The 13,264-nt window shown below is 66.2% G+C and carries 11 protein-coding genes; 3 read left to right on the forward strand and 8 right to left on the reverse strand.

Going from position 1 to position 13,264, the window contains the following annotated elements:
* Positions 1 to 50: 50 nt before the first annotated feature.
* The 6 genes from ACWDTI_RS19450 to ACWDTI_RS19475 all read right to left on the reverse strand — a co-directional run bounded on the left by ACWDTI_RS19450 (position 51) and on the right by ACWDTI_RS19475 (position 6,854).
* Entirely contained in the window at positions 51 to 854 is an 804-nt protein-coding gene (locus ACWDTI_RS19450; protein ID WP_449739754.1) for an HpcH/HpaI aldolase family protein, read from the reverse strand.
* Positions 839 to 1,624 carry a 2-oxo-hept-4-ene-1,7-dioate hydratase gene (hpaH, locus tag ACWDTI_RS19455; RefSeq protein ID WP_449739755.1) on the reverse strand — a complete coding sequence of 262 codons (786 nt, stop codon included), beginning with the start codon at positions 1,622 to 1,624 and terminating at the stop codon, positions 839 to 841. Before hpaH ends, ACWDTI_RS19450 begins: the two co-directional genes overlap by 16 nt.
* Positions 1,625 to 1,901: 277 nt before the next feature.
* A complete protein-coding gene (gene hpaD, locus ACWDTI_RS19460) occupies positions 1,902 to 3,065 on the reverse strand; it encodes a 3,4-dihydroxyphenylacetate 2,3-dioxygenase (protein ID WP_449739756.1) in 1,164 nt (387 codons plus the stop codon).
* Positions 3,066 to 3,112: 47 nt separating this feature from the next.
* Positions 3,113 to 4,630 (reverse strand): 5-carboxymethyl-2-hydroxymuconate semialdehyde dehydrogenase, encoded by a 1,518-nt coding sequence (gene hpaE / locus ACWDTI_RS19465; protein WP_449739757.1) that lies wholly within the window; start codon positions 4,628 to 4,630, stop codon positions 3,113 to 3,115.
* Positions 4,631 to 4,665: 35 nt separating this feature from the next.
* Positions 4,666 to 5,379: a GntR family transcriptional regulator gene (locus tag ACWDTI_RS19470; protein WP_449739758.1), complete on the reverse strand. Its 714-nt coding sequence runs from the start codon at positions 5,377 to 5,379 to the stop codon at positions 4,666 to 4,668.
* Complete coding sequence (locus ACWDTI_RS19475) at positions 5,361 to 6,854, reverse strand: fumarylacetoacetate hydrolase family protein (RefSeq protein WP_449739759.1); 1,494 nt, start codon at positions 6,852 to 6,854, stop codon at positions 5,361 to 5,363. The genes ACWDTI_RS19470 and ACWDTI_RS19475 overlap by 19 nt, the downstream gene beginning before the upstream one ends.
* Before the next feature lie 193 nt (positions 6,855 to 7,047).
* Between ACWDTI_RS19475 and ACWDTI_RS19480 the strand changes: the two genes are divergently transcribed.
* Together ACWDTI_RS19480 and ACWDTI_RS19485 are read left to right on the forward strand one after the other, a co-directional pair.
* Positions 7,048 to 8,427 (forward strand): MFS transporter, encoded by a 1,380-nt coding sequence (locus ACWDTI_RS19480; RefSeq protein ID WP_449739760.1) that lies wholly within the window; start codon positions 7,048 to 7,050, stop codon positions 8,425 to 8,427.
* 3 nt (positions 8,428 to 8,430) lie between these two features.
* On the forward strand, positions 8,431 to 10,365 hold the full coding sequence (locus ACWDTI_RS19485) for an FAD-binding monooxygenase (RefSeq protein WP_449739761.1): 1,935 nt from the start codon (positions 8,431 to 8,433) through the stop codon (positions 10,363 to 10,365).
* Between the two features lie 98 nt (positions 10,366 to 10,463).
* Here the strand turns inward: ACWDTI_RS19485 and ACWDTI_RS19490 are convergent, their stop codons facing one another.
* Positions 10,464 to 11,438 (reverse strand): hypothetical protein, encoded by a 975-nt coding sequence (locus ACWDTI_RS19490; RefSeq protein WP_449739762.1) that lies wholly within the window; start codon positions 11,436 to 11,438, stop codon positions 10,464 to 10,466.
* Positions 11,439 to 11,642: 204 nt separating this feature from the next.
* Complete coding sequence (locus tag ACWDTI_RS19495; RefSeq protein WP_449739763.1) at positions 11,643 to 12,227, reverse strand: TetR/AcrR family transcriptional regulator; 585 nt, start codon at positions 12,225 to 12,227, stop codon at positions 11,643 to 11,645.
* A gap of 185 nt (positions 12,228 to 12,412) precedes the next feature.
* On the opposite strand from ACWDTI_RS19495, the gene ACWDTI_RS19500 reads away from it, so the two are divergent.
* Entirely contained in the window at positions 12,413 to 13,258 is an 846-nt protein-coding gene (locus ACWDTI_RS19500; protein WP_449739764.1) for a MoaF C-terminal domain-containing protein, read from the forward strand.
* Positions 13,259 to 13,264: the final 6 nt, after the last annotated feature.

Consider the following 13,264-nt stretch of genomic DNA (forward strand, 5'->3'; position numbering starts at 1 on the left):
GATTCCTTCGATATCGGTCCGGCCACATTGCCGGAAACGTGTTGGGGGTTTCAGTAACTGCTGCGGTCGGCGCCGGGCCGGTCGGTGACGAATCGTGCGGTGAGTGCCTCGGAGCCACGGGCGAGCAGCGCGACGTCGGCGCCGACGAGCAGGAAGGTGGCGCCGGCCGCGGCGTAACTGTCGGCCTGTTCGGGGACGAACGCGTTGACACCCACCGGTTTTCCGGCGGCCAGCACGCCGGCGAAGGCCTTCTCCACGCCGGCGACGACGTCGGGGTGTGTCTGTTGTCCGAGGAGACCCATGGACGCCGCAAGGTCGCTGGGGCCGACGAAGACGCCGTCGATGCCGGGTGTCTCGGCGATCGCTCGGGCATTGTCGACGCCCTGGGCGGTTTCGATCTGGACGAACACCGAGACGTGGTCGGCGGCGTTCTGCAGGTACTCGTCGACGCGGTTCCACCGGGCCGATCGGGCCAGCGCGCTGCCGACGCCCCGTTTGCCGACGGGCGGGTACTGGGCGGCCGCGGCGACGGCCCGGGCTTCGTCCGGGGTCGAGATCATCGGCACCAGAATGGTCTGAGCACCGAGGTCGAGGACCTGTTTGATGATCACGGAGTCCCCGACCGGCACTCGCACCACCGGCACCGAGTCATACCCCGAGATCGCATAGAGCTGCGCCAGAACGGATTCCAGACCGTTCGGCGCGTGCTCCATGTCGATGAGCACCCAGTCGAGTCCGGCGCCGGCCATGATCTCGGCGGATACCGGAGACCCGAGACAACTCCACCCGCCGAACAGCGGCCGATCGGAGGCGGCCAGCGCGTCTCGCAGAGTCGGTTTCAGACGAAGCGACATGACACCGTTCCCATCGGTCCGTAGTCGGCGAGAACGGTATCACCCTGCTGCACCCACATGGGGCGGGTGAACGATCCGGCGAGGATGATCTCCCCCGCCTCGAGCCGATCACCATGCTGGGCCAGCTTGTTCGCCAACCAGGCGACACCGGTGGCCGGATGGTTGAGCACGGCGGCGGCGACCCCGGACTCCTCGATGGTCTCGTTGCGGTACAGCAACGCAGACACCCATCGCAGGTCGATGTCGGAGGGCGCGGTCGGGTTGCCGCCGTACACCATTCCGCCCATCGCCGCGTTGTCGCTGATGGTGTCGACAATGGTGCGCCCGGCCATCTCGATGCGGGAACTGAGAATCTCCAGCGCCGGTACGACGTACTCGGTGGCCCGCAGAGCGTCGAAGACCGTCGCGTTGGGACCTTCGAGCGCCGACCCGAGGACGAACGCCAACTCCACCTCGATGCGCACATTCGAGTACTGACCGTGGTCGATGATCGATCCGTTGTCGAAGACCATGTCGTCGAAGATGGCGCCGTAGTCGGGCTCCGTGATACCGGTCGCGGCCTGCATCACCTTGCTCGTGAGCCCGATCTTGCGGCCGACCGGCCGCCGACCGGATTCGATTCCGCGGCGGCGCCATTCGTTCTGCACCGCATAGGAGTCCTCGACGGTCATGTCGGGATACCGTGCCGTCAGCAACGGCACCATGCTGCGGTCCCGTTCGGCGGCCGCGAGTTCGTCGGCGATCGCGGTGATCGTCTCTGCGGGGAGCAATTGTCCTCCTATACGTCGGTGTACCTGGATGTGTGGAGCGAGGGTCTCGATGCGCTCGGCTCCTGCGTCGCCGCGCTTACTCGACCAGCGAACGGAACGTCATCCGCCGGTCGAGTAAGGCTCCGAGCGAAGCGAGGCGCCGCATCGAGACCGATGCTCGAGGGTGATCTCGATGCGCTCGCTCGCTGCGCTCGCGGGCTTACTCGATCAGCGGAGGGAGCGACTCGACCAGCGGGGGTGGCGGCGGGTCTCGATCAGCGGGGGTGGCAGCGGGTTGCTACAGCTGCGCGCCCAGCTTGTATTCGCCCTTCTTCCAGTCGGGCATCTCCTCGTCGTCGTTCTTGCGAGTGTAGGAGAAGCCGTCGGCGCCGATGGTGACGGCCATCTCGGAGTCGTCGGTGCGGGCCACCACGGGCTGCGGGTTGCCGTCGAGGTCGAGCACGAGCGACGCCTCGGTGTACCAGCTCGGGACGACGGGGTTGCCCCACCAGTCGCGGCGCTGGTTGTCGTGCACGTCCCAGGTGACGACCGGGTTGTCGGGGTCGCCGGTGTAATAGTCCTGGGTGTAGATCTCGACGCGGTGGCCGTCCGGGTCGCGCAGGTACAGGTAGAAGGCGTTGGAGACGCCGTGGCGGCCGGGGCCGCGCTCGATGGCGTCGGACCGGCGCAGCGCGCCGAGCTTGTCGCAGATGGCGAGAATGTTGTGCTTCTCGTGGGTGGCGAACGCGACGTGGTGCATGCGCGGTCCGTCGCCGCCGGTGGTGGCGGTGTCGTGCACGGTGGGCTTGCGACGCATCCAAGCTGCGTAGACGGTGCCGTGCTCGTCCTGGATGTCCTCGGTCACCCGGAAGCCGAGGTCTTGGTAGTGGCGTACGGCGCGCGGGACGTCCGGGGTGACCTGATTGAAGTGGTCCAGTCGCACCAGCTCGCCCGGGGTGTGCAGGTCGTAGCGCCACGACAGCCGCTCGACGTGGTCGGTCTGGTAGAAGAACTCGTACGGGAAGCCGAGCGGATCCTCCACGCGCACCGAGTCGCCGATGCCCTTGACGAAGCCCTCCGCGCGACGCTCCACGCGGCAACCGATCTCGGTGTAGAAGGCGACCGCCTTGTCGAGGTCCTCGGGGCTGCGCACGCGGTAGGAGAATGCGGCGACCGCGGCGACCGGACCCTTGCGCAGCACCAGGTTGTGGTGGATGAACTCCTCGGTGGAGCGCAGGTAGATCGCCTCGTCGTCCTCTTCGGTCACGTACAGGCCGAGCACGTCGACGTAGAACTCACGCGACGCCGCGAGGTCGGTGACGACGATCTCCATGTAGGCACAGCGCAGGATGTCCGGCGGCGAGGACTGCGGCGTGGAGACCGGGTTGTCGGAATGGATGGGGGCTTCCTGCGAGACGTAGTAGCCCGATGAGGTCAGGGTCATCTCTTCGCGGTTGGTCATGTCAACGTCCTTGGTGATGAAAGTGGTTATGGGATGGAGGTTCTGGACTACTGCTTGCCGAAGGTCGGGTTGTGGACCTTGCCGAGGGTGATGTGCACGGCCTGCTGATCGGTGTAGAAGTCGATCGAGCGGTAGCCGCCCTCGTGTCCGAGACCCGAGGCCTTCACGCCGCCGAACGGGGTGCGCAGATCGCGGACGTTGTTCGAGTTGAGCCACACCATGCCGGCCTCGACGGCCTGCGAGAAGTTGTGGGCCCGCTTGAGGTCGTTGGTCCAGATGTAGGCGGCCAGACCATATTTCACGCCGTTGGCGAGTTCGAGGGCTTCTTGTTCGGTGTCGAACGGGGTGATCGCGACGACGGGGCCGAAGATCTCCTCCTGGAAGATCCGGGCGTCCGGCTTGACGTCGGCGAACACCGTTGGTGCGACGAAGTTTCCGGTCTCGAAACCCTCGGGACGCCCACCGCCGGCGACGAGGCGTGCCTCGCCCTTGCCGATCTCGACGTAGCTCATGACCTTGTCGTAGTGCTCGGGGTGCACCAGTGCACCGACCTCGGTGGCCGGATCGTGGGGGAAGCCGACCTTCACCCGCTTGGCCTGTGCCGCATAGCGTTCGACGAACTCGTCGTAGACGGGCCGTTCGACGAGGATGCGGCTACCGGCGGTGCAGCGCTCACCGTTGAGGGAGAACACACCGAAGATGGTGGCGTCGATCGCGGCGTCGAGGTCGGCGTCGGCGAACACCACGGCCGGGCTCTTGCCGCCGAGTTCCATCGACAGACCCTTGAGGAACGGCGCCGCGTTGCCGAAGATGAGCTGGCCGGTGCTGGACTCGCCGGTGAACGAGATGAGTGGCACGTCAGGGTGTTTCACCAGCGCGTCGCCGGCGTCCTCACCGAGTCCGTTGACAAGGTTGAACACGCCCTCGGGCAGGCCGGCTTCCTCGAAGATGCCCGCCCACAACGACGCTGAGAGCGGGGTGAACTCGGCGGGCTTGAGCACCACCGTGTTACCGGTCGCCAGCGCGGGGCCCAGCTTCCACGACTCCAGCATGAACGGGGTGTTCCACGGGGTGATGAGGCCGGCGACGCCGATCGGCTTGCGGTTGACGTAGTTGACCTGACGGCCGGGCACCTTGTAGGTGTCGTCGGCCTGCGCGACGATCAGGTCGGCGAAGAACCGGAAGTTCTCGGCGGCGCGGCGCGCCTGTCCGAGTGCCTGGGTGATGGGCAGGCCCGAGTCGAACGATTCCAGCTCGGCGAGGCGGGTATCGCGGGATTCGACGATGTCGGCGATGCGGTGCAAGATGCGGGAGCGTTCGCGCGGCAGCATCCTCGGCCACGGGCCCTCGGCGAAGGCCTTCTGGGCGGCCGCGACCGCGAGGTCGATGTCGGCCTTCTTGCCGGCCGCGGCCTGCACGTAGGTCTCGTTGGAGACCGGGTCGAGCACGTCGAAGGTGTCGCCGTCGATCGAGTCGACGAACTTGCCGCCGATGTAGTGCTGGATGCGGGTGGGCAGATCCTCCGGAACCTGCTGTGCTGCTGGGGTACTCACCGTGTTGGTCATGCTTGCTCCAGTTCTGGACGGGGTCGGGGTTCGGGTCAGTAGGCCGGGAGGCCCAGGGTTTCGTCGGGGTGTTCGTGCACCATGTAGGCGTCGAGGGTGGCGGCGCGGTGACGGCGGGCGACCTTCTCGATCTCGCCGAGCGGTGCGCCGATCTCGATGAGCCGCACGATGTTCTCGTGCTCGCGCACCGACTCCTTCGCCCGTCCGGGGACGAAGGAGAAGGTCGACGACCGCAAGTGGCCGAGGCGCGCCCATTCGGCCTCCACCAGGGTCACCATGCGCGGGTTGACGCATTTCGTGAAGAGCGCGGCATGGAACTCTTGGTTGAGCGCGGTGAACAGGCCCGGGTCGAAGTGGTCCAGCGACTCGATCATCCGCTCGTTGACCGCCCGGGCGTGCCGCAGGTCCTCCTCGGTGAGGCGACGGGCCGCCAAGGCGGTCGCCGCACCCTCCAAGATGCTCAGCGCCTGCATGCTGTGGCGGTACTGGGAGTCGTCGACCATCGACACCTGGGCGCCGATGTTGCGTTCGAAGGTGACCAGGCCCTCGGCCTCGAGCTGGCGGATCGCCTCACGGACCGGCACCACGCTCATGTCGAGCTCCTTGGCCAGCGAACTCAGCACCAGGCGGTAGCCGGGGGTGAAGTCCTGGCGGGCGATGCGTTCCTTGATCCAGTGGTAGGCCACCTGCGACTTGCTCTGTGCCGGTACAGACTTCATCGCTGCCGGTTTCACTGCGTCTTGCGCCATTGCGCGTACCTCGCCTTCCACTCGGCGTTCGGGGGGAACAGTCCGTCGACCGGATGGCCGGCGGCTACCTGCTCGGCCACCCACGCGTCCTGCTGCTCCTGGGCCAGTGCGGCATCGGCGACCTCCTCGGCGATGCCGGGCGGAATGACGACCACACCGTCGCCGTCGCCGACGATGATGTCGCCGGGCTGCACGGTGGCACCGCCGCAGGCGATGGTCAGATCCGAGTCCCACGGCACGTGCTTGCGGCCGAGGACCGCGGGATGCGGTCCGGCGGTGAACACCGGCACACCGATCTCGGCGACGGCGTCGTAGTCGCGTACTCCGCCGTCGGTGACGATGCCGGCGGCGCCGCGAGCTTTGGCACGGATGGCGAGGATGTCGCCGAGGGTGCCCGAGCCGGTCTCCCCGCGTGCCTCGATCACGATGACCTCGCCCGGTCCGACGGCGTCGAACACCTGCTTCTGGGCGTTGAATCCGCCGCCGTGGGACTCGAAGAGGTCTTCACGGTTGGGGACGAAGCGCAGGGTGCGGGCGGTGCCGACGAGCTTGGTGCCGGGTACCTGGGCGCGGACGCCGTCGATGGAGACGTTATTGAGGCCCCGCTTGCGGAGTTGCCCGGAGATCGCCGCGACGGGGATCTGTGAAAGCTTTTCGCGCAGTGCGTCACTCAGGCCGGTCGGTGTGGGTTCGGCAAGACCCGCGGCTTCCCGCGAGCCCCAGGCCTCGGCGCGCTGGGTGTCGTCGACGGCGGGCAGCGAGCCGAGGGCGGCGTCGAAGCCGTGGCTGCCGGCGACCACGGTGGTGGTCAGCCGGCCCGAGGTCGGGGTGCCGGGCGCACTCGGTGCATCGACCTCCACCTCGACGACGTCGCCGGGCACGACCACCGAGGATCCGGCCGGGGTGCCGGTGAGGATGACGTCCCCGGTCTCCAGGGTGAAGTGCTGGGAGAGGTCGGCGACGAGCTGGGTCAGCGGGAAGATCATCCCGCCCGTCGTATCGTCCTGCGCCAGAACACCATTGACCCAGGTGCGCAGGCGCAGGTCAGTGGGATCGACGGCACGGGCGTCGATCAGGTCGGGGCCCAGCGGGGTGAATCCGTCGCCGCCCTTGGATCGGACATTGGAGCCCTTGTCGTTGGCACGCAGGTCGTAGAGTCCGAAATCGTTGGCGGCGGTCACCGAGGCGACGTGGTCCCAGGCCGACGTCTGCGATACCCGACGGGCGGGTGTGCCGATGACCAGCGCGACCTCACCTTCGAACGCCAGCAGTTCGGTGCCCTCCGGGCGCTCGATGACTCCCCCGCTGTCGGCGACCGAACTCGACGGCTTGAAGAAGTACGACGGATGATCCGGGCGACGTCCGCGCTGGTCGGCGCGGGAGGCGTAGCTGAGATGAATGGCGACGATCTTGCCGGGCCTGCCGGTCGTGAGCGTTGACCTCACTGCGGCTGTCGGTTCGGACTCGGTCGTCATGGCCGGCCTCCTTGGCTCAAGTCGTATACGAAAACGTATCTTGCAACGGGTATACGAGATCGTATATGTTTGGTCCCACGGATGGCAAGTGACCCACATCGCAGAGTTTTCACGACGTGGTCCGCACCACCACCCAGCCCGACACATGCCGCTCACGACGGCAGGCCGGCACCGAACAAGGAGTTCTCCCGCCATGACCGCATCTCCCCCGCAACCGTCGGACAGTCACCTCACCCCCACCGAAACCGACCGTCGCCGAGTCGTTTTCGCCACCATCGTCGGCACGACCGTCGAGTGGTACGACTTCTTCGTCTACGCCGCCGCAGCCGGCCTGGTCTTCGGCGAATTGTTCTTCAAGCCCGCCGGTGAGGGCATCGCGACGATCCTGTCGTTCCTCACCGTCGGCATCAGCTTCCTGTTCCGACCGCTCGGCGCGTTTCTCGCCGGACATTTCGGGGATAAGTACGGTCGCCGCGTCATCCTGATGGTCACACTGGTGACCATGGGTGTGGCCACCACGCTCGTCGGCGTATTGCCGACCTATGAAGCGATCGGGATCGCCGCGCCGATCCTGCTCATCACCCTGCGCATCCTGCAGGGCATTTCCGCCGGCGGCGAATGGGGCGGCGCCGTGCTGATGGCCGTCGAACACGCACCCGATCACAAACGCGGCATCTTCGGCGCATCACCGCAGATCGGTGTGCCACTCGGCCTGTTGCTGGCCTCCGGGATGATGGCCCTGATGACGGTCATCGCCCCCGGTGATGCGTTCCTGAGTTGGGGCTGGCGTGTGCCGTTCCTGTTCTCGATCGTGCTGATCCTCGTCGGCCACTACATCCGCCGTCGCGTCGAAGAGAGCCCGGTGTTCCTCGAGATCGCCGAACGCAAGGAGCAGACCAAGACACCCATCGTCGAACTGTTTCGCCGCCACGGGGTGCTCGTGCTGATCGCGGCACTGATGTTCGCCGGCAACAGCGCCGTCGGCTATATGACGACCGGTGGATACATCCAGAGCTACGCCACCGCCGCCGCCGGGCCCGTCGGATTGGCGCGCGGCCCCGTGCTGTGGGCGGTCGCCGGATCCGCGGTGACCTGGCTGATCTTCACCGCCCTCGGCGCCGCGATCAGCGACCGCATCGGCCGGCGCACCACCTACCTCATCGGATGGCTCCTGCTGCTCGCCGGGCTGCTGCCGCTGTTCCCGCTGGTCAACACCGGAAACGTCTGGCTGTTGTTCGTCGGGCTGGCGCTGCTGACCATCGGCCTCGGGTTCACCTACGGCCCGCAGGCGGCGCTCTACTCGGAACTGTTCCCGGCGTCGATCCGGTTCTCCGGCGTCTCCATCTCCTACGCCATCGGCGCCATCCTCGGTGGCGCGTTCGCCCCGATGATTGCCGCGGCGCTCGTCCGCGCCACCGGCACCCCCGCCTCCGTCGTGCTCTACCTCGGCGGTGTGGTGCTCATCAGTCTCATCGCGACCCTGGCGCTGCGCGACCGCAGCGGGATCGCGTTGGGCCCCGACCACGAAGCAGAACAAGCAGTTAGTCCGATCAGAGGAATGACGAGGGTCTGAACAATGCAGTTTCATCACCACGGTTACGTCTCCGGCGACCCACGGGTCCAGCCGGCCGCGGGGGTCGGCGTCAGCCGTCCCGACGAGTTGCCCGATGAGGTCGACGTGCTCATCGTCGGCACCGGTCCGGCGGGGATCGTCACCGCCGCGCAACTCTCCCAGTTCCCCAATGTCACCACCCGCATCGTCGAACGCCGTCCCGGTCGACTCGCGATCGGGCAGGCCGACGGTATCCAGGCCCGCAGCGTGGAAACCTTCCAGGCCTTCGGGTTCGCCGAGCGGATCATCGCCGAGGCCTACCGGATCACCGAAATGGCGTTCTGGAAGCCGGACCCCAACGACTCGTCGAAGATCGTCCGGGCCGCGCGCACCGAGGACGACCCCACCGGCATCAGCGAGTTCCCGCACCTCATCGTGAACCAGGCCCGGGTGCTCGACTACTTCGCCGAGTTCATGGCCAACTCCCCCACCCGCATGCGTCCCGACTTCGGCTACATGTTCAAGACGCTCGAGGTCGGAGACGGCGAATACCCGGTTACGGTGACCTTGGAGCACACGGCCGGACCGAACGAGGGCGCCACCCGCACGGTGCGCGCCAAGTACGTGGTCGGCGCCGACGGCGCACACAGCCGCGTTCGCGACTCGATAGGATGTACTCCGCACGGCGACAAGGCAAATCACGCGTGGGGCGTGATGGACGTGCTGGCCAACACCGACTTCCCGGACATCCGCACCAAGTGCGCGATCCAATCCGGTTCCGGTGGCAGCATTCTGCTGATCCCCCGTGAGGGCGGGTTCCTGTTCCGGATGTACGTCGATCTCGGTGTGGTGCCGGAGAACGACAACGGCAGCATCCGCAAGACCGGCATCGAGGACATCATCAAGCAGGCGAACGAGATCCTGCATCCCTACACCCTCGATGTGAAGAACGTTGCCTGGCACAGTGTCTACGAGGTCGGCCACCGCGTCACCGACCGCTTCGACGACGTCCCCGTGGAGGCCATCGGCACGCGGACCCCGCGGGTGTTCATCACCGGCGACGCCTGCCACACCCACAGCGCCAAGGCCGGCCAGGGCATGAACGTGTCCATGCAGGACGGCTTCAACATCGGCTGGAAGCTCGGACACGTGCTCGAAGGCCGGGCACCCGAGTCGCTGCTGGCCACGTATTCGGCTGAGCGACAGGTGATCGCGCAGAACCTCATCGACTTCGACCGGGAATGGTCGACGATGATGGCCAAGCGGCCCGAGGAGTTCGACTCCCCGTCGGAACTCGAGGACTTCTACGTCAAGACCGCCGAATTCCCCGCCGGTTTCATGACGCAGTACCAGCAGTCGATGATCGTCGGCGACTCCTCGCACCAGAGTCTGGCCACCGGTTTCCCCATCGGCAAGCGGTTCAAGTCCGCGCCGGCCGTGCGGGTGTGCGACGCCAATCCGGTGCAGCTCGGCCATCACCATCGGGCCGACGGTCGTTGGCGTGTCTATGTTTTCGCCCCCGACGCCGCCGCCGCGGTGAACAGTGCGGCCATCGATGTCTCGACGCTCGACGACTTCGCCAACTGGCTGGCCACGTCGCCGGAGTCCCCGGTCGTGCGCCACACGCCCAGGGGCGCCGATATCGACTCGATCATCGACGTGAAGGTCGTGTATCAGGGTGACCACACCCAGGTCGACCTGGGCACCGTACCGGCGATCTTCCTGCCGAAGGTCGGACCGTTCGGTGTCACCGACTACGAGAAGGTCTACGCCACCGACCCGCAGGTCGACATCTTCGCCGAACGCGGCATCGACCGCCGCGGCGCCGTCGTCGTGGTCCGGCCGGATCAGTACGTGGCTCAGGTGCTGCCGCTGTCGGCGACCGCCGAACTGGGCGCGTTCTTCGCGCAGAACCTGTTGCCGCAGAACATCCCCGCTCGTGCCAAGGAGACCGTCTGACCATCGCCCCCGGTGGGCGCAGATCAGTTCTTCCGCCCGCACCTGGTTCGTCCTCCCCGTGCTCGGGGAGGACGAACCTGCAAGCGGCGGAGGAACTCTCACGGCAGAAGGCTGACCAACTGCAGGGCTGACAACACCTTGGCGTGCAGGATTCTGGGCCGCATCGAGTCGGCCCAGATCCATCGGACAACATTCGGGCCCGTCGCGCGAATCGCGTCCTCGCGGAGTTTCTCGGCAAAGACAACGTCCTCGGGCAATTGATCACTGAACGGATTGGATCGGTGATACTTGACCCGCCCGTCGAATTCCCCGATCAGTCGGAGGGTGCCCGATTCGTCACGCCACCCGAAGTCGCCGTACACATGTTTGCCCCCGTCGAGGTCGATCCAGATCGGGACCTGGAGTTCGGGCTCTGGGATGAGTGGATTGTCGGCGAGCACCAGCCTGCTCACCGTTTCGCCGACGCTCTCGGCGCGACCGTCGGCGAGTGCGAGCGCCGCACGCAGGGTCGGTGCACCGTGATGGCGGCGCAGTCGTCGAGCCTGTTCGTCGATCTCATCCCGTGTCACTCCGAGATGCAGACCCGAGTCGAGGACGCACACCGCCTGTTCCACGCTTCCGAGCCGGGCCGCATCGCACACGGTGCGCGCCGGCGAGGTGGCCGGCAGGCCGTCGAGGAATAGGATCTCGGAGTCCTTGAGTGTCGCCTGATGCGTGATCCCGTGTGCCGATCGTTTGCCGGTCGTGGCTGCGGTGAAATGCACGATCGACAGGTCGGGCCGCAGCATCGGAATACCATGCAGCACAGCGGCCGACGTATGACTGACGATCCGGCCGGGCCCACCGTTGCGCGATGCCGCGACGACCATGGCGTGATGTCGCTCGAGTTCTTGACGGTAGCGAGACGCCACTACACCGGGTACGGACGTGTCGCTCGCGAGGTAGGCGCCACGCCACACGCGGATCTTGCGTCGGTCGCGCACATCTGCCCTCAACGCCTCGTCGGTGACGCCCTGCTTGATCGCGTCGGATCGGAACAGAAGATGCTCGGCGCCGATCGGAAGGTGTTTCATGGTGGGTGATCTTGCCGTCGATTCGGCCACCTGCCCGAAACTCATCCACAGGTCCCCGCCGCCACCCTCGAGTCATCCACAGCCGCCGCGGTCGTCCGTTGTCGCCCACAAAGTTCGTCCCCCGCGTGTCCGTTCGTCCTCGCTGTGCAGGGGGCGGACGAACCAGACGAGGGGGGACGAACCGACAGACGCGGACTGTGCACCCTAGGGTGAGGCCTTCCGGGCCTGGTCGAGCAGGGTGCGCAGGTGAGCCAGCGACCGCTTCGTCTGTGCCGCACTGCCGTGGGTGATCTGGTTGAACACCAACCCCTCGGCGGCGACGTAGACGAGGTGGGTGAAGTCTCGATCCGGGGTCAGTCCCGCCAGGACGAGTTCCGAGTGGATCGCGTCGATGTAGGCCTCGTAGATGTCCTCGACGTGATGCTGCAGTTCGGGGCGACGGCGCGATTCCAGGATGACCTCGAATTGAAACGCCTCGCCGGCGGCCTTGGCCGTGGCCAGTTCTGCCAAACCCTCGAAGAGTGCGTCGAGATCACCGGAGCCCGGGCGGCTGCTGACGGACTCGACACTCAACGTCAACGAGCGTTTCAGCGCGGCCTCGATGAGCGCATCAATGGAACCGAAATGGTGCGCAACGAGCGTGTGCCCGACGCCCGCTTCCTTCGCCACCGCACGATATGTCAAGCGCCGCAATCCAATATCAGCGACGACACGGACCGCGGCGTCGAGCAATGCGTCACGTCCCTCGCCATACCGCCGACGCGCCACTTGATCAGTCGACGTTGACATGCGCGGTCTCCTCACCAGTTACTTCTGATCTCGGCAACATTACCGATCCCCACACACTGTTCCATGCCTTGACTAATTTGACCATTTGGTTCATTCTTGTGCCAGCGGTCACAATCGACCAACTGTTCAATTTCCGGCGATGTCGTCACGTGACCGCGGCGACGGAACAACCACGAAGGATCTCCATGACCACCGCTGCTCCCACATTCAGCTGGAACAAGAAGGATTGGGCATCCCTGACCGACATGGCCGACGGCTTCGATGAGTACCGGCCGGCTCACAGCACCGGGCTGTCGGGGCAGACCATCGTCGTCGACGCCGTGTTCGACGACACCGACGACGCGGTCACGATCATCCACTCGTTCACCGACACCACCGTCGCGTGGTCCTTCACCACCGCTGACTGCGAGTTGACGGGTGACGGCGACACCCATGAACTGTTCGAGATGCAGCCAGGGTTGTACTACCTGCACTATCGGCGCAACTCGGCGGATCATCCGGTCGTGGTGAGCGCGGCCATCGACACGACAAGTGGTCTGGTCACCGGTGCGATCGGCGAGCTCGGGATCGAGCCCGATCCCCATCTCGCGCGACAGCGGTGGTTCCGTGGCCGCGTCCGTGGTGGCGCAGCGCAGCCCGGCACCGCAATGCATCAGCGCACCGATGAATTGATCGGTCGTCGCATCCGCTACGCGTACAGCAGCGACGACGTCTACGACCACATCTACCTCAACACGAACCTGTTCACCTGGTTGTGCCTGGGCGGCGCCGAACTCGGGGTCGGCGACACCGACGCGTGCACGTACTGGAAGCTGCGCGAGAACACCTACCTGTTCTCCTGGCTGGAGAAGAACGTCGGCGTGGAGGGCATGGTGCTCATCGACCTCAATGCGCATCGCACCGTCGGCATCCAGTTCGGTCTCGATCAGCAGAGCGGCGAGCTGGTCAACATCACCATGGGGTCGTATGCACATGAGTTCGGTCGTGCCGGCGGGGTCGACGAAGTGCGACCCGGACCCGCCGTCAACTGAACGCGT

Source organism: Gordonia sp. NPDC003424, assembly GCF_053588655.1.